The sequence below is a fragment of the Endozoicomonas sp. Z74 genome (assembly GCF_057680865.1).
Genome location: NZ_JBLYZI010000040.1, coordinates 1 through 24,837 on the forward strand (window position 1 = coordinate 1; position 24,837 = coordinate 24,837).

General features: G+C 51.0%; 24 protein-coding genes and 2 rRNA genes. 15 read left to right on the forward strand and 11 right to left on the reverse strand.

Annotated elements, in window-relative coordinates; all coding sequences use genetic code 11:
* Positions 1–109 (forward strand): 23S ribosomal RNA (locus tag ACNRUY_RS13100); the annotation flags it as partial.
* A 137-nt stretch (positions 110–246) separates the two neighbouring features.
* Positions 247–362, forward strand: a 5S ribosomal RNA gene (gene rrf, locus ACNRUY_RS13105).
* 110 nt (positions 363–472) lie between these two features.
* Here the strand turns inward: rrf and ACNRUY_RS13110 are convergent.
* Entirely contained in the window at positions 473–844 is a 372-nt protein-coding gene (locus tag ACNRUY_RS13110; protein WP_488112092.1) for a phage holin family protein, read from the reverse strand.
* A gap of 247 nt (positions 845–1,091) precedes the next feature.
* Here ACNRUY_RS13110 and ACNRUY_RS13115 point away from each other — a divergent pair, with 247 nt between their 5' ends.
* On the forward strand, positions 1,092–1,766 hold the full coding sequence (locus tag ACNRUY_RS13115; protein ID WP_488112093.1) for a DUF3313 domain-containing protein: 675 nt from the start codon (positions 1,092–1,094) through the stop codon (positions 1,764–1,766).
* Between the two features lie 65 nt (positions 1,767–1,831).
* Here the strand turns inward: ACNRUY_RS13115 and ACNRUY_RS13120 are convergent, their stop codons facing one another.
* The 5 genes from ACNRUY_RS13120 to ACNRUY_RS13140 form a co-directional block, all read right to left on the reverse strand.
* A complete protein-coding gene (locus ACNRUY_RS13120; RefSeq protein WP_488112094.1) occupies positions 1,832–4,618 on the reverse strand; it encodes a response regulator in 2,787 nt (928 codons plus the stop codon).
* Positions 4,619–4,671: 53 nt separating this feature from the next.
* Positions 4,672–5,217: a YfiR family protein gene (locus ACNRUY_RS13125; protein ID WP_488112095.1), complete on the reverse strand. Its 546-nt coding sequence runs from the start codon at positions 5,215–5,217 to the stop codon at positions 4,672–4,674.
* A 22-nt stretch (positions 5,218–5,239) separates the two neighbouring features.
* Positions 5,240–7,396, reverse strand: a complete 2,157-nt coding sequence (locus ACNRUY_RS13130; RefSeq protein WP_488112096.1) for a TonB-dependent receptor plug domain-containing protein — start codon at positions 7,394–7,396, stop codon at positions 5,240–5,242.
* A 128-nt stretch (positions 7,397–7,524) separates the two neighbouring features.
* Positions 7,525–8,919 (reverse strand): S8 family peptidase, encoded by a 1,395-nt coding sequence (locus ACNRUY_RS13135; RefSeq protein WP_488112097.1) that lies wholly within the window; start codon positions 8,917–8,919, stop codon positions 7,525–7,527.
* Positions 8,920–9,035: 116 nt separating this feature from the next.
* A complete protein-coding gene (locus ACNRUY_RS13140; protein WP_488112098.1) occupies positions 9,036–9,410 on the reverse strand; it encodes a hypothetical protein in 375 nt (124 codons plus the stop codon).
* Positions 9,411–9,541: 131 nt separating this feature from the next.
* On the opposite strand from ACNRUY_RS13140, the gene ACNRUY_RS13145 reads away from it, so the two are divergent.
* The 5 genes from ACNRUY_RS13145 (at position 9,542) to ACNRUY_RS13165 (ending at position 14,225) form a co-directional block, all read left to right on the forward strand.
* Positions 9,542–10,120: a DedA family protein gene (locus ACNRUY_RS13145; protein ID WP_488112099.1), complete on the forward strand. Its 579-nt coding sequence runs from the start codon at positions 9,542–9,544 to the stop codon at positions 10,118–10,120.
* A complete protein-coding gene (locus tag ACNRUY_RS13150; protein ID WP_488112100.1) occupies positions 10,117–11,343 on the forward strand; it encodes a D-alanine--D-alanine ligase in 1,227 nt (408 codons plus the stop codon). The genes ACNRUY_RS13145 and ACNRUY_RS13150 overlap by 4 nt, the downstream gene beginning before the upstream one ends.
* 14 nt (positions 11,344–11,357) lie before the next feature.
* Entirely contained in the window at positions 11,358–11,813 is a 456-nt protein-coding gene (locus ACNRUY_RS13155) for a YHS domain-containing (seleno)protein (protein WP_488112101.1), read from the forward strand.
* A gap of 20 nt (positions 11,814–11,833) precedes the next feature.
* Positions 11,834–12,280 (forward strand): MauE/DoxX family redox-associated membrane protein, encoded by a 447-nt coding sequence (locus ACNRUY_RS13160; RefSeq protein WP_488112102.1) that lies wholly within the window; start codon positions 11,834–11,836, stop codon positions 12,278–12,280.
* Positions 12,281–12,449: 169 nt separating this feature from the next.
* Complete coding sequence (locus ACNRUY_RS13165; RefSeq protein ID WP_488112103.1) at positions 12,450–14,225, forward strand: bifunctional lysophospholipid acyltransferase family protein/GNAT family N-acetyltransferase; 1,776 nt, start codon at positions 12,450–12,452, stop codon at positions 14,223–14,225.
* Positions 14,226–14,252: 27 nt separating this feature from the next.
* Here ACNRUY_RS13165 and ACNRUY_RS13170 read toward each other — a convergent pair whose 3' ends face one another.
* The gene (locus ACNRUY_RS13170) at positions 14,253–14,933 is read right to left on the reverse strand and encodes a DinB family protein (protein WP_488112104.1); all 681 of its coding nucleotides are present in this window, start codon (positions 14,931–14,933) and stop codon (positions 14,253–14,255) included.
* A gap of 210 nt (positions 14,934–15,143) precedes the next feature.
* Here ACNRUY_RS13170 and gcvH point away from each other — a divergent pair, with 210 nt between their 5' ends.
* Together gcvH and ACNRUY_RS13180 are read left to right on the forward strand one after the other, a co-directional pair.
* Positions 15,144–15,536 carry a glycine cleavage system protein GcvH gene (gene gcvH, locus ACNRUY_RS13175; protein ID WP_488112105.1) on the forward strand — a complete coding sequence of 131 codons (393 nt, stop codon included), beginning with the start codon at positions 15,144–15,146 and terminating at the stop codon, positions 15,534–15,536.
* Entirely contained in the window at positions 15,536–16,288 is a 753-nt protein-coding gene (locus ACNRUY_RS13180; RefSeq protein ID WP_488112106.1) for a HesA/MoeB/ThiF family protein, read from the forward strand. Before gcvH ends, ACNRUY_RS13180 begins: the two co-directional genes overlap by 1 nt.
* Before the next feature lie 25 nt (positions 16,289–16,313).
* Here ACNRUY_RS13180 and ACNRUY_RS13185 read toward each other — a convergent pair whose 3' ends face one another.
* On the reverse strand, positions 16,314–16,571 hold the full coding sequence (locus ACNRUY_RS13185) for a TfoX/Sxy family protein (RefSeq protein ID WP_488112107.1): 258 nt from the start codon (positions 16,569–16,571) through the stop codon (positions 16,314–16,316).
* Positions 16,572–16,704: 133 nt separating this feature from the next.
* Positions 16,705–17,334: a P-loop nucleotide/nucleoside kinase family protein gene (locus tag ACNRUY_RS13190; RefSeq protein ID WP_488112108.1), complete on the reverse strand. Its 630-nt coding sequence runs from the start codon at positions 17,332–17,334 to the stop codon at positions 16,705–16,707.
* Positions 17,335–17,418: 84 nt separating this feature from the next.
* Between ACNRUY_RS13190 and mrcB the strand changes: the two genes are divergently transcribed.
* From mrcB to ACNRUY_RS13205, 3 genes are read left to right on the forward strand one after another with little or no spacing between them, the layout of a single operon-like run.
* Positions 17,419–19,734 carry a penicillin-binding protein 1B gene (gene mrcB / locus ACNRUY_RS13195; protein ID WP_488112109.1) on the forward strand — a complete coding sequence of 772 codons (2,316 nt, stop codon included), beginning with the start codon at positions 17,419–17,421 and terminating at the stop codon, positions 19,732–19,734.
* Positions 19,735–19,739: 5 nt separating this feature from the next.
* Positions 19,740–20,132 carry a tetratricopeptide repeat protein gene (locus ACNRUY_RS13200; protein WP_488112110.1) on the forward strand — a complete coding sequence of 131 codons (393 nt, stop codon included), beginning with the start codon at positions 19,740–19,742 and terminating at the stop codon, positions 20,130–20,132.
* A gap of 15 nt (positions 20,133–20,147) precedes the next feature.
* On the forward strand, positions 20,148–20,459 hold the full coding sequence (locus ACNRUY_RS13205) for a YqcC family protein (protein WP_488112111.1): 312 nt from the start codon (positions 20,148–20,150) through the stop codon (positions 20,457–20,459).
* A 9-nt stretch (positions 20,460–20,468) separates the two neighbouring features.
* On the opposite strand, the gene ACNRUY_RS13210 is transcribed toward ACNRUY_RS13205, so the two are convergent.
* Positions 20,469–20,906 (reverse strand): DUF4124 domain-containing protein, encoded by a 438-nt coding sequence (locus ACNRUY_RS13210; protein ID WP_488112112.1) that lies wholly within the window; start codon positions 20,904–20,906, stop codon positions 20,469–20,471.
* Positions 20,907–21,371: 465 nt separating this feature from the next.
* On the opposite strand from ACNRUY_RS13210, the gene ACNRUY_RS13215 reads away from it, so the two are divergent.
* Complete coding sequence (locus ACNRUY_RS13215; RefSeq protein ID WP_488112113.1) at positions 21,372–23,102, forward strand: acetolactate synthase 3 large subunit; 1,731 nt, start codon at positions 21,372–21,374, stop codon at positions 23,100–23,102.
* The gene (ilvN, locus tag ACNRUY_RS13220; RefSeq protein ID WP_488112114.1) at positions 23,102–23,593 is read left to right on the forward strand and encodes an acetolactate synthase small subunit; all 492 of its coding nucleotides are present in this window, start codon (positions 23,102–23,104) and stop codon (positions 23,591–23,593) included. Before ACNRUY_RS13215 ends, ilvN begins: the two co-directional genes overlap by 1 nt.
* Here the strand turns inward: ilvN and ACNRUY_RS13225 are convergent.
* Complete coding sequence (locus tag ACNRUY_RS13225) at positions 23,553–24,800, reverse strand: SET domain-containing protein (protein ID WP_488112115.1); 1,248 nt, start codon at positions 24,798–24,800, stop codon at positions 23,553–23,555. The two genes, ilvN and ACNRUY_RS13225, sit on opposite strands and share 41 nt — an antisense overlap.
* Between the last annotated feature and the right edge of the window lie 37 nt (positions 24,801–24,837).

Genomic DNA, 24,837 nt, shown 5'->3' on the forward strand with positions numbered 1-24,837 from the left:
TTAGAGGTCCCTGAAGAGCCGTTAAAGACTATGACGTTGATAGGTTGGGTGTGTAAGTGCTGTGAGGCATTGAGCTAACCAATACTAATGACTCGTGCGGCTTGACCATATAACGCCAAAGCGATTTACTGAAATCGTTCCAGACGATTTTCAGCACTTCCTCCATCCCTGGAGGTCGTACGCCATACATAGATGAGTGTTAAGCAAGAACAGAATTCAGCATTTTGGGTTTCCACAACTTTTTCGCCTGGCGACCATAGAGCGTTAGAACCACCTGATCCCATCCCGAACTCAGTAGTGAAATGACGGATCGCCGATGGTAGTGTGGGGTTTCCCCATGTGAGAGTAGGTCATCGCCAGGCACCACTATTTACCTTGGGTTCGCTCAAGGCTGAAAAACCCCAATCGAGCAATCGGTTGGGGTTTTTGTTATGGGCAAAATAAGATGCTCTCACCCAGCGCCTCCAGTTGCTTAATGGAGCATCAAATAAGGAAAAGAGAGAAAAGCCAGTGCTTTCAGCGCTCCCATCACCAGGCTCATGATCAGGGCCCAGCCAAAATTGCGTATTTCAAAACCATCAACCAGGTTGCTGGCGAAAACCAGAATAAGGGCATTAATGACCCAGGTGAAAAGCCCTAAGGTCAGAACCGTAATCGGGAACGCCAGAAATGAAAGAATGGGCTTGACCAGAAGGTTCAGGAAAGTCAGTACCAGAGCCACGATCACGGCGTGCTGATAGCCTTTTATCTCAACACCGGGCAGTAAGCGGGCTGAAATAAAAATAATGAATCCGTAGACGGCGAAAACAAGTGCCTGAAACAGTAGAAACGATACAGTATCCACAATGTAATCCTATGGCATTTATGGGGATTATAGGGATTGTAGGTCATCATGAATGATCGTTCTTTACTCAGTGAACAGCATAGGGACGAAAACAGGCTTGAGTCTTATTTGTACGACAAAGTATTAGTAAATAGAGGGCCTTTTTTGTTTTGAAAGATAGAGCCAGTTGGCAAAGAAAATATTGGCACTGAAGACGGGTATATGTTCTTCTTACCCGTTTATTTATGCCTAGTTCAAGGAGTTTTTCATGGGTGGCGTCATGAGAGTATTGCCGGGTCTGCCGGTCATCATGCTCAGCTTTCTGCTGGTTGCCTGCGCCAGCGGGCCCAGGGTATCGGAAACCAACAGTGGTTTTTTATCGGATTACTCAAAGCTTGCGCCACTGCCAGAGCAGGAAAAGGCCAAGTTTTTAGGGTACAAGGCAAGACGATGGAAGATGCGGCGTTACAGCAAGGTGATTGTTGAGCCGGTTGTAATACACATCAGTGAGGAGACTCGAGAACGTTGGCAGGTCAAGGCTGAACGCTCTGCCATGCTGATGAACTACTTTCATGAAAGGCTCACAGAGCGAATGAAGCTTAAATACACGCTGACGGATCAGCCTGGCCCAGACACCTTGCGGCTCAGGGTAGCGATCACCGGTGGCGAGCTGAGCATGAAAGAGCTGGAGTTCTACCAATACCTGCCTTATGGGCTTGTCATTAATGGTATTGGTGAGCTGACGGGCTTGAGGGATAAGGTACTCAATATTATTGAAGAAGGTGAGCTGGTCGACAGCCAGTCGGGAGAACAGGTTGTTGCCCTGGTGGGGGGGATCCAGTATGGCCCGATTGATATGAGTGACTTTAAGAAAAGCTCTGCAGAGCAGCTGAGGCCTTTAGTGGATGCCTGGGTAGACTCATTCTATAACAATCTTCGTTAAGCAACAGGTTCATCATAAGCGTCTATATAGTGACGACTATTGGGGCAATAGAATCCTGCCCCTTTTTACTGCTTTTTCATTTCATATAAAACGGCGGTGGTCTTATTCAGTGTCTGCTCCAGAGAGGGGATCAAAGCTGAGGCTTCTTTGAGCAAATGGTCTTTGGCCTGGAGTTCAATCTCTTTGGCAATATCAGCAAGTACATTGGCTCCAATATTATTGCTGCTGGATTTCAGTGTATGAGCTGCTCTGATAAGCACTTTGGTGTCGGCATCACGGGAAGAGGATTGGATATCCGCAAGCAGCTTCGGGGCATCTTCAACATAGCTGTCTATCAGGGCTGAAAATTCCTCTTCCATAATGTCCTCCAGGGCCCGGTAGGTATCCAGGTCAATCATGGCCTGGCTGTCGTCTGTTAGCCTGGAGGTTTCTGTGTGCTTCTGGTCCTGTGGATACTCAGGATCCGTTATGTTCCCATCTTGCTTTTCCCCCGGTGCCCGGTTGTCTTTCACCAGCCAGTGCGCCAGCATTTCTTTCAGTCCATCCATTTTGATGGGTTTGCTCAAGTAGTCATCCATGCCAGAGGCTATGCACTTTTCCCGGTCACCGGGCATCGCATTGGCGGTCATGGCAATGATCGGAAGGCGGGAGGTTTGCCGGGTCAACTCATTCTGTCGAATGATGCCTGTGGCTTCATAGCCGCTCATTTCCGGCATCTGGCAATCCATCAGTATCAGGTCATAAGTGTGCTTCCGGTGCATGGCTACAGCCTCTTTGCCATCCTCCGCTATATCAATAGTGCTCAGGCCCAGTTTGCCCAGCATACTGATGGCGACTTTCTGGTTGACGACATTGTCTTCCACCAGCAGTAAGCGAATACTGTCAGAAAACAAAGGTGGATCCTCTTTCTGCGTTTCTTCCAGGGCTGTGTCTTGACCTGCTCTGTGGTGATGCATGACCTGAAGGGTGGCATCCAGCAACCGTGACTGGCGAAAAGGTTTGCTGAGACAGGCAGATATACCGGCCTTCTTCTGAGCTTTTTGGGAGATGAATCCCGCTGAACTCAGCATGATTCTTCGAAGAGGGTTCAATTGAGGGTCTTCCTCAATCGCTGCAGACAGCATCAGACCATCCATGGATGGCATGTCCATGTCGAGAAAGACCAGCTGAAAAGGCTTATGGGTAGATTGTGCTTGTCGCAGGCGTTTAAGGGCGGATGGGCCGTCTTCCACTTCATCATGATCCATTCCCCAGGCCGTCAGATAGTGGCGGAGTATTTCCCGGTTAGTGGCGTTGTCATCAACAATAAGGGCTCTGATTCCATCCAGTGACTGGGCTGAGCCTTTTTTCAGAGGACGGCTACTGGATACTTCCATTTCCAGAACAAAAGAGAACGTGGACCCCAGTTTTTCGGCACTGACAACGGATATATGGCCGCCCATCAGTTCAACCAGCTGGCGTGATATGGTGAGGCCCAGCCCGGTACCCCCGAATTTGCGGGTGGTGCTGCCGTCGGCCTGGGTAAATTCGGTAAACAGGGTTGGTAATATGGCTTCAGGAATACCAATACCGGTATCCTCAACGGAAAACTCGATTCTGGCAGTGTTACCTTCCCGCTCTACCAGATTGACCCGAACCGTAACCTCCCCCACCGATGTGAATTTAACGGCATTACCCACCAGGTTGGTCAGCACCTGACGAAGCCTGACCGGGTCACCTTTGACGATTCGTGGAAGGTCGACATCGGTGAGGCAATTCAGCTCAAGCTTTTTCTCATGGGCTTTTCTGGCCAGGAGTGCACAGATGTCTTCGCAGATATCGATCACGCTGATATCAATACGTTCAATTTCCATTTTTCCCGCTTCGATTTTGGAGAAGTCGAGAATGTCATTGATGATTTGCAGCAGGGAGTCGGCGGAAGAATGAGCGGTTTCCAGAAAGTCACTTTGTGTTCGATTGAGCTCTGTATCCCGCATCAGGTCAAGCATACCAAGAACCCCGTTCATGGGGGTCCGGATTTCATGGCTCATATTGGCGAGAAATGAGCTTTTGGCTTTGGCGGCATCCAGGGCTGCCTCTTTGGCCTCGTGCAGTTCAGAGATGTTTTCTTTCAGCTCTTTGTTGGTTATGTCCAGTTCATGGGTTCGGTCCCTAACCGCGGTCTCCAGGTTTTCGCGGTGTTGCTGGAGCCGCTGGTCCCGCTCTTTTACCTGGGTCATCATTTCATTGAAACAGTCGTAGAGCTGGCCAATTTCATCCTGGTTGAATTTAGTGACATGGCGGTCGTAGTGCTGATTTCGGGTGATATCGCTGATGGTGTCTGCCAGCTCAGTGATGGGCCGGGCCAGAAGCTTTTGCAGCCGGGAGCTGATCAGGGCAGCCAGGATGACCGAAATCAAGGCGGCCAGGAGGGCCAGTAAAAGGTTCTGGGTCAGTTGCAGATAGAGCTGGGATAAGCTCGATTGGATGTAAATGGCACCGATCAGCTGACCATCCATGACAATGGGGCGGTATAGGTGCAGCCGGGTTTTGCTGAACAGGGTGACCGGCTGATTCAAGTCATTCAGCGTAAAGGCCCAGGGCAGTTTCTTACTGCGATAAAAAGCGGCGATTCTTTCTCCGGTGCTGTTCAGGAGGTAGGCGTTTTCGATATCAGAAGCATGGGTGAAACCACTGAGCAGCCTTTCAGCGGATGCGGTGTCTTCAAACATCAAGGCGGCTTCTGCATTGGCGCCAATGACTTCAGCCATGGTTTCCAGGTTGCTGACCATCAGTGAGCGTGATTTCAGCAGGTCACTGATGGTTTGGAAGGAGAGGGTGACCAGCAGGACTGCATAGGCTGTCAGCAGCATAGCGTATCTCAGCTTACGCTTGATCGGGAGGTTCCGGAAGGTCACCATGAAGGTTATTTGGTCCGTTTGGCCATTCCGATCAGCTGGGAGTCAATGGTCAGGCCGGTTCCCTGAGTTGCGCTCTGGCTGATGGCAAAGCGAATGCGGCTTCCAGTCCGGTAAAGGCCAATCATGCCTCCCTGGTTGGCAAAGTTGTCGTTGTCGCTGATGGTCAGCACCGGTTTGTTTTTGAGTCGACGGGTGACATCCAGTGTGGTTTTGATATCGGTGCTGTGGATAAAAACAAGGTCGCAGAGTTTATCCAGGGGGGCGGTAGGGGCTTTATGGGTGACCGAAATACGTCGGCCGAGGCTGTATTTATGGTTGATTTTCAGTAGCTCCTGATTGATAGGGCCACTGCCAATGATGCACAGTGCCAGGGTCTGCTTTTTGGCAGGCCAGGAGACAAACTTGGTCAACTTGTAAATAATGGCGGCTTTGACTTTGTCTTCCTTGGTAGTGGCAGCTCCAGGCGGGCTGAACAGGGTCAGTAATACTAAGGCGGTAATGGCCACTCTTAAGGTGGTCGCGCTTATCAGCAAGGGCTTGATGATCGGCATGAAGCTGCTCTCCTTCATCCGATTAATGTTGCCAGCGCAGTTGCAGGTACCAGGCTTCCTGCACTTCGGTTGCGCCCAGGCCACTGAATATTTCGCTGAACTCCAGTCGCTGCCGGTCGAACAGGTTTTGCCCGACCAGTGACAGCTCCAGATTCTCTCCAAACTTTCTGGCAACTCTTACATCCAGTGCGGTGTAGGCGCCAATCCTGGCATTGGTGAGGTTATCCATATAGCGGGCCCAGATATCCAGATACCATTGATTCGGAAGATTCATGCTGGACCTTAAATTGGCGGTATTGGCCGCGCTGAGCTCTTCAATCAGGATCTCATTTTCTTTGTGGTAAATCTCGTCCTGATAGGATCGGGCATCCACCTGCAGGTTGCTGAAATTAGCCTGGAGTTTCCACCAGTCTTTCACTTGCCAGTCGGCAACCACCTCTATGCCGTAGGTTTTGGCACTCAGGCCGTTGGTGAAGGTGGTTGGGAACTCCAGTATGGCGTCTACGCCCAGGGTGCCTGAAACCACGCAGAGGTCCACCGGGCCAGAGGGTGAGTTAAAAGAGACAGTTGTTGTATCTTCCAGGCAGGTGCCCTTGGCTACGTAAGCCAGAATATCATCGTACTGATTGAGAAAGGCGGTGACATCCAACCGGAAAGTGTCATGGAACTGCTCTCGATAACCCAGTTCAAAAGAGGTCAGGGTTTCTGACTTCAGGTTCTCATTGCCCGAAATACTCATCATGTAGGGTGGGCGGGATATGGAGGTCAGCAAAGGGTTGATCATATCCTCGGTAAGGAAATTAATACCCCGGGTGGTGACGGAATCCTCACTGATGGAAGGGGTTTTTACGGCCCGTGAAACAGAAGCCCAGAAGGTTCGGTCCTCGGTGGCTTTCCAGGTCATTCTGGCATTGGGTTGAAACTCATACCCGGTGAAGTCATTGTGCTCAAAGCGAGAGCTGAGTGTCAGACTCCACTGGGGGGAGAGTGTGATACTGTCCTGAATAAATGCGCTGTACAGTTGATCGGTTCGAGAAGCCTGGGGTGTGGTGATGTAATAATCCATATCGCTGAGGTTGTATCCTGTCACCCGGTATCCCAGCCCCCAGGTCAGGTCGTGGTGCTCCCAGGGCCTGATATGATGTTGAATTTCCAGATCCCCGGTATCCCGTTTTTCCGTAATTCTGAAGTCGAAACTTTCATACCGGTCGTAATAGGCTCTTATGGAAACATCACTGCCATCATCCAGCGTTTCTTTATAATTGCCAATCAGGTGACCGCCTTTCTGGTCCCTGGATTGATGGGTGACGATTTCATCTTCCAAAGTGTTTCGATTAAATAGCTTTAAAGGTGGCCTGGTACTGCCCTGGTAAATTTCACCCTGAATATTGATGCTGGCTCCCCTCTGGGTCAGCCAGTCGGTGCGAAAGCCGGCCCGGTTGATGTGCCAGTCATCGGCGGCAGACACATTCTTCTCATTCAATGCCGGAGAGTTGGCCAGCCCATCACGTTTGAAGGATTTGAAGTAGACCCTGTAGAAGCCATCGTCGCCGAACTGCCCCCCATAGCGGTAAGCGCCGAAGGCCTTTTCTTCAGTGCCGATACCTGCGGATAGCAACCCCCCCTGAGTATCAGCCGCGTGCTTGGTGATGATGTTAATGACACCGTTGACCGCGTTGGCTCCCCAGAGGGCAGCCCCGGGACCCCGGATGACTTCAATCCGGGCAATGTCCTCCAGCATCGTGTCCTGAACATCCCAGTTGACCCCTGAGAACAGAGGGGAGTATACGGTGCGCCCATCAATCAGCACCAACAGCTTATTGGCGAAGATGTAGTTGAATCCCCGGGTGCTGATGGACCAGGTGTTTCCGTTAAGGCGAGCTACCTGGACTCCTGGAACCATCCTGAGAGCCTCCGGTATAGAAGTCACGCCGGAACGTTGAATATCTTCATCGGTGATGACATAAACAGCAGCCGCTGAGTCCATCAGGCGCTGTTTTCGACCGGAAACCGAAGTGACATCAGGTACTTCCAGGGAGATCAACTCTTCCAGACTCAGCTCAAGAAAGGCATCCTCTTCCTCCGGTTTTTCCAGATCATGGTCGGCCCAGATCAGTGATGAGGGGTAAAGCAGTGATGAAAAAAAACCTGCCAGCAGTAAGGGGTGATGTACTTTCAAATCTCCGCTCCGTGGAAAGCATGGCAGAGAACACTGCTGGGGAACTCTGCGGTCTGATTGTCTTTAAAAACAGTCTTACTTAAAACCTAGCTGAAATCTGTCCAGTTGGACGAATAAATTCCCTGGCATCAGGGCTCTTTTTGAACAGCCCTCAGGAACGCGGCAGCATCGATAATACCGGCACCGCATCTGGATTTAGAGCAGGTGCTCCCTCCTGGAAAAGGCCTGGCGGTCTCTTTTAACAGTGCTTCACGACGCTGGGGGGAGATCTCGGGATTAATGGCATAGCTTAAGGCGATCACTCCAGTGACGTGGGGTGCAGCCATACTGGTGCCCTGGTAGTAGCTGAGAGTGTTTATTGCTGGATCTGTGAGTCCTGAGTTGGACAGCGACAGGATGCCATTGCCCTGAAACCGGGTTTCTCCGCCGGGTGCTGAAATATCCACCTGATTGCCAAAATTGGAGTACCAGCTGAGGTTGGCTCTGCGGTTGGTCGCTCCGACGACAATGACATTTCGGCAATTGGCAGGGGTTGAAAATGCAGCATTGCGCCTTTCGTTTCCTGCCGCAACCACCACCGTAATATTATTGGCCACCAGAAGATCAATGGCGTCCTGGTAACTTCGTGGGCAGCCCAGCGCCTCTCCCCCCAGACTCATATTCACCACCGATACCATATGTGGGTTTTCCGGGACTGTGCGAAGCCGGCCTTTGCGGCTGCCTGCTGCATGCTCCATGGCAGAAACAATGTCAGACAGGTAACCACCACAGCGTCCCAGGGCCCTCAAGGGCATGACCCGGGATTGCCAGGAAACACCTGCTACGTCCTGACCATTGTTTGAGACAGCACCAATGGTACCCATTACGTGAACACCATGCCAGCTACTCGAGCTGGCATTCATGGGGATCAGATTGCCATCACTGACGCCGCAGTCACCTGGCTGGATGGAGTCCCCCATATCCGATGGGTTACTGTCCCAGCCATCGCCATCATTGGCTGACCAGGCGTTGGAGATAAAGTCATAGCCTGGTACCAGATTGGCTTTAATGTCCTGGTGGTCCGTCATGCCGGTATCGATGACTGCTGCAACCACTGCGGGGTGACCGGTGGTGATATCCCAGGCTTCAGGCATATTGATTCCGGCAATGGGTTCAAAATAGTGCCATTGCTCGTTGTAACGGGTATCGTTTGGCACCCGTAAAGTCTGCATGATCAAGTCCGGTTCTGCATAGGCTACCTGAGGATCGTCTTCCAGCCCTCTCGATAGAGAGGTGACTTCATCTATTTTCAGCTGTGTGCCTATTTCCAGGACGTCCCTTATCTTGCCTGCTGCTACACCAAAGCCTCCGTAGGTCACGCCATGTTTTATAAAAGCAATGGCATTGCCCTCTGTAGGCTTGGGGTGATAACGCACAATAATCTGGTCCGTGCTGTTCAGAATAAGGGGCTCATTATTGGCTTCTGCCCAGCTTTTATCCATAACTGCGGTAAGAGCGAGTAATAAAACGATCCTTGTTTTCATGAGAGTGATTACCTTGTCTTTCCTGAAGTCCCTGGCTTAAAAGAGCTTCTTTAATTGAGAACGCCTGGCTGTAAAAATGACTATAAAATACGGTTAGATGTCTTTTTCCCTTCTGGTTATTTTGGATTGGCCAGAGGCATGATTTTCATTTGCCTGTCCGGGTTGACGTAACGAATACGTTTCATTTGTATCAGCTTGCTGATGATTCTCCGGATCCGGAATGGGGTCGGGTTATCGACTTCCACCAGAATAGCGCTATTACCAATAGACCTGATCAGAGAGATTTCAACAGGCTGTTTCTCTTTCCACTGGGAATTAATGTTTTTTATGATGAACTGCGTTGCCTCAACAGCTCCTCCCAGCTCCTCAAATGCTTTGTCATGAAAGCCAATAATCAATCTGGAGGGAGGTGGTGAGTCATAGGCCAGTATAGGGTGGGCTAAAAGCCCAAAGTAAATAATGACCGTCTTTAAAATAAGATTTTTCTTCATGGTGGGTATTAGCTGTATTTCCATATTAAAAAAAAGTATGGTTGATAGACAGGAGTCCTTCAAAATTAGAATGCAGGGAGGCTTTTATGGCGCCATCGGCGAAGTATGAAAAGTGGGCAGAAGGCAGATGAATGACTGAATTTCTTCTGAAGTTTTCCAGTCATCCCTGGGCTTTGGCAGGTATTATTGTCCTTGCCACTTATATTCTCGAGGATGCTGCCATTATTTCAGCGGCATTAATGAGCGCTGATGGCATTATCCTTCCTGAGCTGGCTTTTCTGGCGCTGTTTATTGGCATTTTTACCGGTGATGCCGGTTTGTATGGTATTGGCCGCTGCCTTGGGAAATGGCAGTGGCTTGATAAAAGACTGGATACTGACAAAGTGCGCCAGGCTGGACAATGGCTGGAAAGGCGGATGGTCAGTACGATTTTTCTGGTTCGCCTGGTGCCGGGTCTGAGATTACCCTCCTATGTGGCCTGCGGGGCTTTTCGATTGCCGTTGGGGCGGTACCTGTTTTTGATCTTTCTGGCTTCTCTGATCTGGACCGCGATTATTTTCCTCAGTTTTTTTGCCTTTGGAACCTTGTTCTGGTCTGAGTTGGCTCAATGGAAGTGGTTACTGCTTCCGGTCTTTATCCTGCTGGTTCTGATCATCCATAGAAGAATAACAATTGCTCCAGGGGGCTCTTCAGGGAGAATATCGTCATGAACACCCAGGAAGTCCGACTTGAAACGTCTGCTAATGCCGATGCCTTTGACTCAGTTTCTGAACAGCCTGTTTTTTCCGACTTAAATAATCCTTCTCTGGTGACTTCATTCCTGCAAAAAACGGCACCGGACAAGCCGGTGCATCCGGGGATGCCGGAATTGCAGGAAGTTGAGAGGCCTCTTTCTTTCTTTGAGTTCTGGCCCGGGTACTTGTTTTATATACCAGTGGCGCTCCAGTGGTTTGGGTTGTCCCTGTGGCACCGGGGAGTGAGCCTGCCACTGATTGCCAACCCGTCCATTCCACTGAGCGGTATGGTTGGGGAGGCCAAGTCGGATATCTATTCCATGGCAACCGGTGTAGCCCGGGATAAAATGGCTCCCTGGATTGTGCTGGAGGAATCGGCTGACTCAACGGTCAGACTGGGAAAAGCGGTTCAGGAATTGCAGGCTTCTGGCCTGGATTTTCCGCTGGTGGCAAAGCCGGATATGGGGTGCCGGGGGGCAGGGGTTCAGACCATCAGCGATCGAGCTGAATTGGCCAGATACCTTGAGGCTTTTCCTGAAACCGGTCGGGTTGTCTTGCAAAAACTGGTGCCCTATGAAGCGGAAGCCGGTGTTTTTTATGTTCGCTATCCCGGGAGTAAAACCGGTGAAATTATTTCCCTGACCCTCAAATACCCCCCTTATGTAACCGGTAATGGTGTAAGTACTCTCAGGCAATTGATTGAGCAGGATCCCCGGGCGGGCCAGTTGAAGCACCTTTACCTGAAGCGGCACAGCGATCAGTTGAATGATGTGTTGCCCAAGGGGCAGCCTTTTCGCCTGGCATTTACCGGCAGTCACAGTCGTGGTTGCATATTCAGAGATGGACGGGAATATATTACCCGGGAGCTGGTGGAATCTTTCGACCGGGTATGTGATGACCTTCCTGAGTTTTATTACGGTCGCTTTGATATTCGCTTCCGGGATATTGATACCCTGATGACAGGCAGGCACTATTATATATTGGAAGTCAATGGAGCCAGCAGTGAAGCGGCTCATATATGGGATTGCCGGAGTTCTCTGGCAGAAGCGTTCAGAGTGCTGTTGTTTCAATACAGGACGCTGTTTCGGCTGGGAGCAATCAACAGGCGCCGGGGATTTTCCCCCCCTTCACTTGCAGAGCTGTTCAAAGCATGGAGGCGGGAGAAACGCCTTGTTCGTCAATATCCGGAAACGGAATGAGGAGGTTGAGAGCCATGCATCTTTTTTTAACAACAGCCGGCAGAACCGTCACACTTCTTCTGCTTTTATTCAGTGCTCATGCTGTGGCTGATAAGCACGTGTACACAGGGTGGTTCAGTAATAAAGCGGTCAGTGGCTACGATACGGTGGCTTACTTTACCCAGGGAAAAGCGGTGAAGGGAAGTGCACGGTTTAAAGCGGAGCACCTGGGGGCAGAGTGGTATTTTTCTTCTGAAGAACACCTTAATCTGTTTAAACGTCATCCGGAAAAGTATATGCCTCAATATGGGGGCTATTGTGCCTGGGCTGTGGCTGTCAAGAAACAGCGGGCTCCAGGGGACCCCAATTATTGGAAAATTGTGGATAAGAAGCTTTATCTGAATTATGACGGAAGTATTCAGAAAAAGTGGTTTGAAGATATTCCGGGCTTTATTCGGGCTGCTGACAAAAACTGGCCGGAAATGCTCTGAATCCATTGCAGGAGGCGATGATGGTTTATAAAGGATTTATCTGGTTGCTCAGTCTGTTTATTGCAGGGGTCTTTATTCAATCCCTGTTTTTTAAATTTACCGATGCCTATGAAACCCTTCATATTTTTGGGGTGTTGGGTGCCTGGTCCGGCTTTCAATGGTTTGCGGATTATGGGGCTTATGGTGTTGGAACCGTTGAGTTGATTGCGTCCATTCTATTGTTTACCCGCCTGAGAATGTATGGGGCCGCTCTGGCCAGCTGTGTGATGGCAGGTGCTGTTTATTTCCATCTTTGTACCCCTCTTGGTGTGGCTATGCCAGTATTTGATGAAGTGGGAAATGTTGTTGGGGATGATGATGGCTTACTGTTTTATCTGGCTTGTGGGCTTTTGATTTCGGGGTTGGTCATTACGGTCCTTGAATTTATCCGCACCGACAACAGGGTCAGGCGCAAGCTTTTTGGTTGATCTTTTCTTAATGGAGCAGGCCATAACTGGACGGTTTGTGGCCTGAGCGTTAATCAAACCGTCACTTTCTATTCACTCGCCTGTCATTTCGTACGCATATCTTTAAATGCAGAAGGTTGTTCAAAGGTCATCGTTTCACTGAAAAAAATAAAAGGACAGGGAAGATAAGATGCAGAACTCACCCTTTCGTCTGCCAAGAGTAACACCCCTGGGGGTATTGGAGTTTCTGGCAGAGTGGTTGCTCGGTCTGAAAGCCCTTGAGCGTCTTTATCTGAAAATCGGTGGAGGCAGCTATAAGGGTAAAGCGAAAGGCAAAGCATTTCTAAAACGGGTTCTTCAGGCTTTTGAGGTGGACTACAGAGTGACTGCAGGCTCTCTGTCTTCCCTTCCAGAGGAGGGGGCTTCGGTGGTGGTTGCCAATCACCCTTTTGGCGGAATCGAGGGGGTTGCCCTGGCGGACCAGTTATTGCAGATCCGTCCTGATGTGAAAGTGCTGACCAATGAATTGTTGTGCCGAATTCCTGATCTGCAGGATGTGTTTATTGGCGTGGATGTGCTTGGCTCCAATGCCAGGGAAAAAAACAGACAGGTCATCGCCCAGGCAGAAGAATGGGTAAGACAGGGACACCAGTTGTTAATATTTCCTTCAGGGGAAGTATCCAGCTTTGATGCAAAGTTGAAGAAAGTCAGTGATCCGAAATGGAGAAATACGGCGGCAGCCATTGCCCGCAATACTTCTGCATCCGTGACGCCGGTTTTTGTGGAAGGGGCCAATGGCTGGTGGTTCCAAATGCTGGGCCTGATTCACCCCAGGCTGAGAACAGTTCGATTGATTCGTGAGCTGATCAATAAGCGGGGCAAAACCATCCGCTTTCGAATTGGCAAAAGCCTGGATAAGGCGGATATGGCTGCTTTACCCTCCAATGCCGCGTTGACCAATTACCTCCGATTGAATACCTATCTACTCTCCTCCAGAGAGCAGGAACCGCCAAAGTCGTTCATGAAAAAAGAGCGGACACTGGAACCCCTGGTTGACCCGGTTTCCAGCCTGGCGGTTCGGGCGGAGATAGGGTCCCTGCCAGAGGATGCCCTGTTGATGGAGAAGGGGGAGATGGCGGTTTATTGTGTGGCTTCAGGGCATATTCCTTATACCTTGCGGGAAATCGGTCGGCTGCGGGAGCTAACGTTCAGGCGGGTCGGAGAAGGCTCAGGGCGAGCACTTGATCTGGATGAGTATGATCAATACTACCTGCACCTTTTTCTCTGGAATCGTGAAAAAAAGGAAGTGGTTGGCGCCTATCGAATCGGACAAGTGGATCAGATTCTGAGAGAGCATGGGGTCCATGGCATATACTCCCGCAGTTTGTTTCGTTACCACGCCGGCTTTATTCATCGTCTGGGCACTTGCCTGGAAATGGGGCGCTCTTTTGTCCGTCCTGAATACCAGAAAAGCCTCAGTGCGTTGATGCTGCTCTGGAAAGGTATTGGTGCCTATGTGGCCGCTCACCCTCAGTACCGGGTGTTATTTGGGCCGGTGAGTATCAGCAGTGATTACAGTGAGGTTTCGCGTCAGCTAATGGCCGGTTGTCTGGGGGTGAATCATTCCGACCAGGCATTGGCGGAGATGGTCAGGCCAACCGTGCCCATAAAAAGCAAAGGCCAGTTCTGGTCCTCGGGCGACTTACAGGGGCTGAAGAATGTAGAGCAGCTTTCGTCCCTGGTTCAGCAGATTGAAAAAGACAACAAGGGAATTCCAGTGTTGTTGAGGCAGTATCTGAAGCTCCGGGGTGAGCTGGCGGCTTTCAATGTGGACCCTGATTTCAACAATGCCCTGGACGGCCTGATCATTGTCGACCTTGTGAAAGTGGATGAGCGGACGCTCTGTAAATACATGGGAGCTGAAGGTGCCCAGCGGTTTTATAACCACCATCGCCAAGTCGCTTAAAGGAAGGCGCTTAAAAAAGGTGTTTAATCAGGAGACGTCCTGTTTTTCTTCGCTATGGGCTTTTGATCGATAAATCCGTGTTGAGGTGGCCAGTCCAAACGCTTCTGGTGGATTTCGACCCAGTAAATTCAGCAAAACGGCCACCAGAGCCATATGATGGATGCTGTGACTCTGCAGGAACAATAATTCACGGATGATTCCTGAGCGAGTGGTTACGGACTCACCCTTGATATTGATCTTGGCATTGAGTGACAGTGTTTTCTGACCTTCACCTTCCTGGCTATATTGGCCTGATAATTCCGATAACTGTCTCTGGATCTCTATGAGCTCTTGTATTGCCTGGGTACGATGCGTTTCGAAAAGGGGGTTTCTTGGGCGGTTGTCGTAATCCACAGAGCCTTGCTGAAGACCCCGGAAGAATGCCTGATAAAACTCTATAATATGCCGGACATGGTCTCCCACCGGGCTGGCTGTATTTGGGGCGAGCTGTGTGACAGGGCGGTGGTAATCCGGATCAGGAAGGGTTTCAAGCGTGGTTAACAGCTCGGCAAGAAGCTGTTGATTGCAGTGGCAGACTTTACTGAGAGACATTCGATCCTGAACCTTTTTTACAGGGCGTGTCGCCTTATCAGGCAGACGACGTTTCCTTTCCCTGGTGGTGAACTCTGTGTTTTGTTTTAACCAGTCTGGCATAGCAAATACGTTCATGTACATAACAGATCCTGATTTAGCTCAAGCCTGCGAATAAAGCCAATGAGCTGCTAAGCTGCACCCCTGGCAGGCAATGGGCGGAATTACCGAACCATGGCTATGTAATCTTGCGGGTAAACTGTTTAGAATGCCTGCCTCAGGCTGCCATGTACGAAAATATGTGCATGAAACGAAGTTGACTACTGGCGTCAAACGAGGACTTTCTGAATGAGTAACATACCTTCTGAGTTACGGTATCTGCGTTCCCATGAGTGGGTGAGACTGGAAGATGACGGTACCGTCACCATTGGTATTACTGACCATGCCCAGGAGTCTCTTGGGGATGTCGTGTTTGTTGAGCTGCCTGAGTCAGGTGCCACCCTGGGGGCTGGTGATGAGGCGGGTGTGGTTGAGTCTGTCAAAGCCGCCTCTGATATCTACGCGCCCCTGACCGGAGAAGTGATGCAGGTGAATGAACTGCTGGAGGATGCTCCTGAGACGGTCAACACCGACCCTTACAATGACGGCTGGTTTTTCAGAATGAAGCTGGAAGATGAGGGGGAACTGAACGACCTGATGGATTCAGACGCCTACGCAGAGTTTGTTGAGTCTGAAGCCTGATGAACGACGATCAGTTACTCCGATACAGCCGTCAGATCATGCTTTCCCAGGTGGATATTGAGGGGCAGGAAAAGCTGCTCAATGCCCGTGTCCTGATTCTGGGCCTGGGAGGGCTTGGGTGCCCGGCCGCCCAATATCTGGCCGGTGCCGGTGCCGGAGAACTGGTTCTGGTTGACCCGGATACGGTGGATATCACCAATCTGCAAAGGCAGCTTTTATACGCCAGCCAGGATCTGGGTTTACCTAAGGTCAAAGCGGCTGCCCAGAGGTTGTCGGCCATCAATCCTGACTGCCATATTGAGAGTATTCAGGCCAGGCTCGAAGGGGATGCATTGAGGGAACAGGTGCAAAAGGCCACGGTAGTGCTGGATTGTACCGATAACTTTGCCAGCCGGTTTGCCATCAACGAAGCCTGTGTTTCAACCGAAACACCACTGGTCAGTGGGGCCGCCATCCGGCTGTCTGGCCAGCTGGCGGTATATGACCATAGACAGCCCGATGCGCCCTGTTATCGCTGTCTTTATGATGAGCAGAGCAATGAAGAACTGAGTTGCTCTGAGTCAGGCATTCTAGGGCCGGTGGTCGGCACCATAGGCACCATGCAGGCTCTGGAAACCATTAAGCTGGTCAGCGGTTTTGGCAGGAGCCTCAGTGGCCGATTGATGATTTTTGATGGCGCCACGATGGATTGGCAGACCCTTGGGCTTTCGGCGGATCCGGACTGTCCGGTTTGCAGCGGGAAACGTCTTTAAGTGGAATGTGTTTGATGAGCGGGGATCAGGAGTTTTCCTCAACAGCCTTCAGCAGCTTTGCTTTGTGCTCCTGGTTCAGCTCGTTCCAGTGAGTACCAATAAGTGCTCCCTCAAGGGCATAAAGAAGAACCTTGGAAACTTTGAAGCCCCGGTCTCTCACTTTGCAGTAGGCAGCAACTGATCCCACTTCGTGGAGTTGTTCGAGCGTTCTGATGCCGACAGCGTTCAACCATTGTACGGACGTTTTACCAAGGTTTTTTAATTCGATCAGATCAGTCGCCATAGAGGTTCCTTAGTTCAACTCTAACGTCCATGCCAGAGGCTGTATTTTTCTGAAAGCAGGAATCAATTTTTCTTTAAGAATAGACCAGACTTTTGAAGTCCTCCCATAGAGTCATCAGTTATTACAAAAAGAGTTAAATAGAAGGTCCGCATTGTGGGTTCAGGTATTGAGTCAGCTTGTTTTTCAATTCCTGTTGCCATTGGTCACAGCCGGTGTTCACTGATATCAGCCATTTCTGTTGTTGTTCCGTCAGTGGTTCAATCCATTTTTTCTGGTGTTGCAGAGTCTCTACTGTTGCTTCCGAAGGCTCATCGTTTTGGGACCGGCGTAAACGGAGGCGCTGCTCAAGATCCGTTTCTTCTGCAATACACTGGATAATCCATTTTGGGATGTTCAGCTGTGAGGCCAGACTGAGAAAGCGGTCTCTTTCAGAGACCCTTAAGGCTGCTGAGTCAATAATGACTGGGTAGCTCTCCTGTATTAACTGCCTGGCCAGCTGTTCCATTTGTTCAAAGGTTTTTTTGTTGGTCTCCAGGGTATAAATATCGACGCCGGCTTCATGGCTTGACTGCAGGGGCGATAGACCCGAAAGGCGCCTTCGGACAACGTCTGCACGAACCCAGGCTGCCTGGAAGGTTTCAGCGATAAAACCACTGACGGTGCTTTTGCCTGAACCGGAAAGGCCACACAGAATGATCAGAAAAGGCCTGGAAGGCCTGCAGGGGGGAGTGGTCGGTTGCAGCCATTGATGGGGATTATTCATAAAAGAAGTATACGCTAAGCCTCCCTAAGTTGATCAGTGGTAAATACCATTGGCCAGAGGTTGGCTTGGCGTATAATCGGAACCATGGTCAAAAAAGTAGCCCGAAAAAAAAGCAGAACCCCCTCCAGAAAACAGCAGGGAAGATCGGTTCGCTGGAAGCCATTGCTGTTCAAACTTTGTTTGACCCTGGGGGTTGTGGTCTGTGCCTTTGCTGTTTATCTGGATGCCATTGTTACCCGCCAGTTTGAAGGCAAGAAGTGGGCGATACCGGCCAAGGTGTTTGCGCGTCCGGTGGAACTGTTTGAAGGCAGGCTGATTGCCCAGAGTGACCTTCAGTCACAGCTGAAACGTCAGGGCTACCAGGCGGTTCAACAGGTTACAAGACCGGGCACTTTTTCCCGAAGCGTTAACCGGTTTGTGATTTACAGCCGGGGGTTTCATTTTCCGGACGGCTCCGAGTCATCCCGCTATGCCCGGGTGGACTTTGTGGGTGATCGGGTGGTCAGTCTCACCGGGCGGCAGGGCAATAAACTCCCCTTGTTGAGGTTGGACCCCCAGCCTATTGGTGGCATTTATCCTTCCAGTTATGAAGACCGTTTGCTTATTCGTTCCAGCCAGGCCCCGAGCTATCTGACACCGGCACTTCTGGCAATAGAAGATCGTGACTTTTATGAGCATCATGGGGTATCACCCAGCTCAATTGCCCGTGCTTTGCTGGTCAACCTGAAAGCAGGCAGCGTGGTTCAGGGGGGAAGCACAATCACCCAGCAGCTGGTGAAAAACTTTTTTCTGAGCAATGAGCGCAGCCTGAGTCGCAAGTTCAAAGAGGCCATCATGTCTTTGCTGCTGGAATTCCACTACAGCAAGGATGAAATACTGGAGACCTACCTGAACGAAGTCTATCTGGGGCAGCAGGGACGGCGAGCCATTCATGGCTTCGGTATGGCCAGCCAGTTCTATTTTGCCCAGCCCATTCAGGAGTTGAACCTGGCCCGGACGGCGTTGCTGGTGGCGATGGTCAAAGGCCCATCCTGGTACAATCCCCGTCGTTATCCTGAGCGGGCACTGGAGCGGAGAAACCTGGTCCTGGACGTGCTGGCGGAGCAGGGGATTGCGACGGTGGCTGAAGTCGAGCGATCAAAGCGGCTGCCCCTGGGGGTTGTGAGTCGTGAGCAGGTCAAGACCAATGAATTTCCAGCCTACATTGATCTGGTCAAGCAGCAACTTCGCGAGGACTATCACGAAAAAGACCTGACCAGTGAAGGCCTGAGGATCTTCACCAACCTGGATCCGATCATTCAGCGCCATGCCCAGCGAAGTGTCAGTAAAACCCTGGATGATCTGGATCGGGATAAAAAGCTTCAGGGCGCCATGGTGGTGACCTCGGCCCAGAACGGTGATCTTCTGGCGGTGGTGGGAGACAGAAACCCTGGTTATGTGGGTTTCAATCGAGCCACTGAGGCCATACGACCTGTGGGATCATTGTTGAAGCCTGCCATCTATCTTGCCGCCCTTGAGCAGCCCTACAGCTACACCCTGGTGACCCCGGTCAATGATACGGCGGTTAAAATCCGAAATGGGCAGGGAGGTTACTGGGAGCCGCGGAATTACAGCCTTAAATCCCATGGGCAGGTGCCGCTTTATCTGGCTTTGGCAAAATCCTACAATCAGGCAGCGGCGAATACGGGGATGGAGCTTGGGCTGGACTCAGTGCTGGATACGCTTAAACGGCTGGGGATTGAGCAGAAGCTGCCTCCTTACCCTTCTGTTTTGCTGGGGGCTGCCTCCATGGCTCCCATCGATATTGCCAGAATGTACCAGACCATTGCCAGTGGTGGTTTTCGGATGCCTCTGAGAGCCATTGATGCAGTGGTGGATCGGCAGGGACGGCCGTTGAAGCGCTACAGCCTGTCGGTAGAGCGTGCTGTTGAGGCGGAACCCATGGAGCTGCTACGCACCGCACTGGCCCTTGCCATGAAAGAGGGAACCGGTCGGCGTGCCTACCAATATGTGGATAAACAGCTTCGCCTCGGGGGCAAGAGCGGGACTACCAATGATTTGCGGGACAGCTGGTTTGCCGGGTATTCCGGGAACCTGATGGCGGTCACCTGGCTGGGGCATGATGACAACAGCCCAACCCGGCTGACCGGCAGCAGTGGGGCTCTCAGGGTGTGGGGGCAGTTTATGGGCAGTGTCCCCATTCAACCGGTCAGCTCCTTGAACAGTGCGAACATTGAACTGGCCTGGGTGGATCCGGCCACCAATGCCCGTAGCCATCAGTATTGTCAGGGCGCCGTGGAGCTGCCTTTTATCAAAGGATCGGTACCCAAAGCGTATAATGGCTGTCAGTCCGATTCAGAGCCTTCAGTGATTGATAAGATCAAGGCATGGTTTCAGTGAGGCAAATGAGTAATTCCAAGGTGTTTTCTGTTCGTTATGGGCCGCTGTTGCTGGCAGCAGCAGTGATGGCAGGGTGTTCAACACCCGTTGTGCAACAGGGTGAAGTCCAGGATTCCCACTCACCCTACGAGCAGCGTGAAGATGCGCTGGGCACGTTGTTAAATGAAGCCTGGAATGCCAGTGCAGAAGGTCGCCTGGATGAGGCTGAGAGCCGTTTATCCAGGGCCATGCGAATCAATCCGACCGCCCCTGAGGTCTATTATCAGATGGCGCTACTGAGGCAGCAGCAGGGGCTCCTGGAGCAGGCTCGTCAGTTGGCTGGGCGGGCTATGAGTCTTGGACCGGATGACCGGCTTGAGCGACAGCTCAGTCGCTTATTGAACGGACTGGATAGTTAGAGCGTGTCTGTAAACATGTCGAGAGAAGTTGTAGAACTCCTGAATGAAATAGAGCAGGAGCTTCGTCGTTTGAATGCCTGGATGTCCATGCCCCCATCTGTGGAAGCAATGGCCAGCACCACTCCTTTCTGTATGGATACCATGGCTTTCAGTCAGTGGCTTCAATGGGTATTTGTGCCCCGGGTCAGGGCCATTCTTGATCAGGGAGGGCCGTTGCCGACAGGTTCCAATATGAAACCCTATGCGGAAGAGGCTCTAAGGGTTGAGAAACTTGAATCGATAAAGCTGCTGGAGCTGGTTGAGAAGTTTGACCACCTTATGAGCTGAAGAGCGGCCTCATGAGCAAAACTCTTTTTGTAACTTCTGGATTCGCTCAATTTCTCCCTGGCGCTCATCCTTGCCAAGAATTTCATATTCGCCATCGGGCCGTTTAACTCTCACTCTCGGACTGCTCTGAAGGGTTTTGATGTTGTTGGCAAGGGCTTTACAGTAAGCAATTTCTTCCGGAGTTTTGACTTCGGGATCTAAACTTTGAGCCTCATTGTTTTCCTCTTCCATCCCTTCCTCGTCACCCTGGTTTTCTGTCACTTTATTGGCACCCGCCAGGTCATGGAGGTCCGGTTTTGCCATAATTTCGGCATTTGGGTTGCCTTTGGGTGGCTTGGCCGAAAAGTGAACGACGCCACGTTCATCCGTCCATGTATAGATATCTTCTGCCGCCAGAGTCAGGCTCAAGGGCATCAGAGCAAGCAGTAACATCAGTGTTTTTTTCATGACCCCATCCTTGGCAGATGACTTTCCCTCACTGTTTACCACTTAAGTATTGTCCTTTTTTGAGGAAAATGCGTATTAGCCGAATTGTTGGCCGTATTTGTATTGACTGATGGCGTCTGAAAGTAAAGAATGGCATCTCCTGAAGCTGCCCAAGAAGCCGCATTGGGAATTATGCGACAACCTGAAACACTTACCTGTGAATTAGGGTGATAGCATTCCTTAGTGCACTGACTGGCCGATCTTGTGCTGAGATGGTTTGTTGGTGTACTGCTCCTACCCGCACAGGAATGTAGCAGTTCTGCAAGCCAGGACTGTGAGTCTCAGGCAGCCTGGAGCTGCACTTGTTGGTGGCTGGTGCTACGTCATCTGCTGCCCGTTTTGATACTCGATGAATCACGGTATTCACCCGGGTATTTTCAGGTTAAAAAACCATTCCATATAAAGAGTAAGGCCGAGGGTAAGCAAGTGGAGCAATTATCCGGCGCGGACATGGTGGTCCGATCACTGGCTGATGAAGGAGTTGAGTATATATATGGGTACCCTGGTGGTGCCCTCCTGCACGTTTATGATGCCATTTTCCGGCAGAAAGCGGTCACCCACATTCTGGTACGCCATGAGCAGGCTGCTACGCATATGGCCGATGGCTATGCGAGAGCAACCGGAAAGCCCGGTGTGGCACTGGTCACTTCCGGACCGGGGGCAACCAACACCGTTACCGGTATCGCCACGGCTTACATGGATTCGATTCCCATGGTGGTGATTTCCGGTCAGGTGCCTTCTGCCTATATTGGCAGCGATATGTTTCAGGAAGTGGATATGGTGGGCATTTCCCGGCCTATCGTAAAACACAGTTTCCTGGTCAAGCGGGCGGAAGATATTCCCGCAGTGATTAAAAAAGCCTTCCATCTGGCACAGACCGGCCGCCCCGGTCCTGTGGTGGTGGATATCCCTAAAGACATCACGGATCCGGGTCAGAAGTTTGATTATCAATATCCGGAAAAGGTCAGGATCCGTTCTTACAACCCCCCCACTAAAGGGCATAATGGCCAGATTCGCAAAGCGGTCGAACTTCTGAAGGGAGCCCGAAAGCCCATTATTTATGCCGGGGGCGGCGTTATTCTCGGTAAGGCCTCCGCTCAGCTGACGGCTCTGGCTCAAAAGCTGAAGGTACCGGTGACCAACACGCTGATGGGGCTGGGTGCTTATCCGGGTTCTGACCGGCAGTTTGTGGGCATGCTGGGGATGCACGGAAGCTACTGTGCCAACCAGGCAATGCATAATGCCGACCTGATTCTGGCGATTGGTGTGCGCTTTGATGACCGGGTCACCAATAACACCCGGAAATTCTGTCCGGACGCAAAAATCGTTCATATCGACATTGACCCGGCCAGCATTTCCAAAACCGTCCAGGCTGATGTGCCTATCGTAGGGCCGGTGGATGCGGTGCTGGATACCATGCTTCGCCAGATTGAGGAAACCGATACCCGCATTGAGGCGGATGCCCTGGAAAGCTGGTGGCGACTCATTGATGAATGGCGTGAAGGTCGGGGTGGGCTGTTCCCGTATGATGAGGGTGACGGCACGATTCTGAAACCCCAGCAGGTGATTCAGACTCTTTACGATGTCACCCGGGATGAAGACACTTACGTCACGTCTGATGTGGGTCAGCATCAGATGTTTGCAGCCCAGTACTACCCCTTTGACAAGCCTAACCGCTGGATCAACTCCGGAGGGCTCGGCACCATGGGCTTTGGGTTGCCTGCTGCCATGGGAATCAAACTGTCATTCCCTGACAGTAACGTTGCCTGTGTCACTGGTGAAGGCAGTATCCAGATGAATATCCAGGAGCTGTCGACCTGCCTGCAATACGATCTGAATGTCAAAATCATCAACCTGAACAACCAGGCCCTGGGCATGGTGAAACAGTGGCAGGACATGCAGTACGACAGCCGTTATTCCCACTCCTACATGGAGTCCCTGCCTGACTTTGTGAAACTGGCAGAATCCTATGGTCATGTGGGAATGAAAGTGACCGATCCTGCTAAACTGCATTCGGCCATGGAAGAAGCCTTTGCCATGAAAGACCGGCTGGTCTTTATGGATATTCAGGTAGACTCCAGCGAGCATGTGTATCCGATGCAGATCAAGGATGGCAACATGTCCGATATGTGGCTCAGCAAAACGGAGAGGACCTGATGAGGCGGATTATCTCTGTACTGGTTGAAAACGAACCCGGCGCCCTCTCCCGGATTGTCGGGCTGTTCTCACAGCGGAACTACAACATTGAAACCCTGAATGTAGCCCCCACGGAAGACAACACTTTGTCTCGCCTGACGCTGACCACAGCGGGTAATCCCCAGGTGATTGAGCAGATCACCAAACAGCTCAACAAGTTGGTGGATGTGGTCAAGCTGGTGGATCTGTCGGAAGGGTGCCACATTGAGCGGGAAATGATGCTGATCAAGGTCAGGTCCAGCGGTCCCCTCCGGGCTGAGGTGAAGCGGACTGCGGATATTTTTCGGGGACAGATCGTGGATGTCACCAGCTCGGTCTACACCATCCAGCTGACAGGCACAGGGGATAAACTGGATGCCTTTATTGAGGCCATCGGCCAGGCCCAGGTGCTTGAAGTGGTGCGCAGTGGCGTTACCGGGATTTCCCGGGGAGAAAAGGTGCTTTCCTGGTAATAGCGGGTGGAGCGTCCAGAGATGGGCGCTTCCGTTTTTCCCGGTTGGATATCTTGTTCGCAGGAGACGCCTTGAAGGGTTGTTTTTCATCTTCTTCATAGGGTTTTATCTGGCGCAACTTCCAGTAGCCATTCCCGTAATTGACCAGAAGCTCTTCACCAGGTTCGATATTTCTGACAGCTCTGATATAAATCCAGGGAGCTTTGATATCATCACGGACAACATACTCGACATTGAAGCGCTTGGAACTGTGGTTGATAAAACTGCCGGCGCCTCTTCGGAAATTTTTTGCGAAAACGGGATCTTTGTAACCTTTCATTACTTTAAACTGATCAAAGGCAATGGTATGGCTTGACGCTTCCAAGTCTTTCAGGTGCTCTTGTCTTTCTTTGGGTGTCAGCAGTTCTGTTTTTCCGTCAACCCAGGTTGGAAATTCCTTTTTACGAATAAAAACGTCAGCATAGACACCATTCCCTTTTCCTGGGCTGTTCTTTACCGTGAGACCGTCCCCAACAACCAGCATTTCTTCCTCTGATTTTGGATACGTTGTTTTGAGTTTCATAGTGGGGTGGCGCAGGGGAGGGACCTCTGGTACTAGAAGAGGGGGTTCGTCAATCTTATGATTTATACTGTTTTCCGGGCAGTCAGAGCTTGTAGATACTTGCCTATATAAAGCCGGTATTTCGGGCAGTATTGGTGGTGAAAGGCCCTCCTGGGGGTTGAGAGCTATTGAGCTCTTTCTATCTGGTTGGGAAGAGCATGAGAAGTTGAACTCATCTGTCTCGTTCATTGATTGATTGGTATGAATATCCGGTTCACTTTCATCCAGTGAACAATACCCTTCTGAATCTAACTCAGGGGCTTTTGGGCATTCAGAATCATCAGAAGAAGGTACTGCGCTGTCTGGAGAGCCAGGGGGAGCGAACTCCCTGGGCTCTTTCACGCGCTTTAAACAGAGTCCGACTCCGGTGGGTTTAAGTTCACACTTGAACATTGCTTCACTGATTGAACGCTTAAAAAGGGTTTTGGGGTTAACAGCCGGCTCTGCAGCGTCGAGTGAATCAAGTTCACTTTGAATCCTGGTTTCTGAGAGGGATATATTGGTCAGCGTTTTTGTATCAGTGGGACTGTTATCGGGGGATGTAGGCTGATACTCATAAGACTGCGCAGGGGATTGCAGCGAAACAGCGCATAGTGAAAATGGCATGGTAAGGCTTCCTTCCCAGGCAGATATCAGTGAGTTC

Excerpts from the sequence above, each read along its gene's own strand:
- ACNRUY_RS13115 (WP_488112093.1), top strand. The coding sequence starts at position 1,092 with ATGGGTGGCGTCATGAGAGTATTGCCGGGTCTGCCGGTCATCATGCTC.
- ACNRUY_RS13120 (WP_488112094.1), bottom strand. The coding sequence starts at position 4,618 with ATGCTGCTGACAGCCTATGCAGTCCTGCTGGTCACCCTCTCCTTCCAA.
- ACNRUY_RS13125 (WP_488112095.1), bottom strand. The coding sequence starts at position 5,217 with ATGCCGATCATCAAGCCCTTGCTGATAAGCGCGACCACCTTAAGAGTG.
- ACNRUY_RS13135 (WP_488112097.1), bottom strand. The coding sequence starts at position 8,919 with ATGAAAACAAGGATCGTTTTATTACTCGCTCTTACCGCAGTTATGGAT.
- ACNRUY_RS13140 (WP_488112098.1), bottom strand. The coding sequence starts at position 9,410 with ATGAAGAAAAATCTTATTTTAAAGACGGTCATTATTTACTTTGGGCTT.
- ACNRUY_RS13145 (WP_488112099.1), top strand. The coding sequence starts at position 9,542 with ATGACTGAATTTCTTCTGAAGTTTTCCAGTCATCCCTGGGCTTTGGCA.
- ACNRUY_RS13150 (WP_488112100.1), top strand. The coding sequence starts at position 10,117 with ATGAACACCCAGGAAGTCCGACTTGAAACGTCTGCTAATGCCGATGCC.
- ACNRUY_RS13155 (WP_488112101.1), top strand. The coding sequence starts at position 11,358 with ATGCATCTTTTTTTAACAACAGCCGGCAGAACCGTCACACTTCTTCTG.
- ACNRUY_RS13160 (WP_488112102.1), top strand. The coding sequence starts at position 11,834 with ATGGTTTATAAAGGATTTATCTGGTTGCTCAGTCTGTTTATTGCAGGG.
- ACNRUY_RS13165 (WP_488112103.1), top strand. The coding sequence starts at position 12,450 with ATGCAGAACTCACCCTTTCGTCTGCCAAGAGTAACACCCCTGGGGGTA.
- ACNRUY_RS13170 (WP_488112104.1), bottom strand. The coding sequence starts at position 14,933 with ATGAACGTATTTGCTATGCCAGACTGGTTAAAACAAAACACAGAGTTC.
- gcvH (WP_488112105.1), top strand. The coding sequence starts at position 15,144 with ATGAGTAACATACCTTCTGAGTTACGGTATCTGCGTTCCCATGAGTGG.
- ACNRUY_RS13180 (WP_488112106.1), top strand. The coding sequence starts at position 15,536 with ATGAACGACGATCAGTTACTCCGATACAGCCGTCAGATCATGCTTTCC.
- ACNRUY_RS13185 (WP_488112107.1), bottom strand. The coding sequence starts at position 16,571 with ATGGCGACTGATCTGATCGAATTAAAAAACCTTGGTAAAACGTCCGTA.
- ACNRUY_RS13190 (WP_488112108.1), bottom strand. The coding sequence starts at position 17,334 with ATGAATAATCCCCATCAATGGCTGCAACCGACCACTCCCCCCTGCAGG.
- mrcB (WP_488112109.1), top strand. The coding sequence starts at position 17,419 with ATGGTCAAAAAAGTAGCCCGAAAAAAAAGCAGAACCCCCTCCAGAAAA.
- ACNRUY_RS13200 (WP_488112110.1), top strand. The coding sequence starts at position 19,740 with ATGAGTAATTCCAAGGTGTTTTCTGTTCGTTATGGGCCGCTGTTGCTG.
- ACNRUY_RS13205 (WP_488112111.1), top strand. The coding sequence starts at position 20,148 with ATGTCGAGAGAAGTTGTAGAACTCCTGAATGAAATAGAGCAGGAGCTT.
- ACNRUY_RS13210 (WP_488112112.1), bottom strand. The coding sequence starts at position 20,906 with ATGAAAAAAACACTGATGTTACTGCTTGCTCTGATGCCCTTGAGCCTG.
- ilvN (WP_488112114.1), top strand. The coding sequence starts at position 23,102 with ATGAGGCGGATTATCTCTGTACTGGTTGAAAACGAACCCGGCGCCCTC.
- ACNRUY_RS13225 (WP_488112115.1), bottom strand. The coding sequence starts at position 24,800 with ATGCCATTTTCACTATGCGCTGTTTCGCTGCAATCCCCTGCGCAGTCT.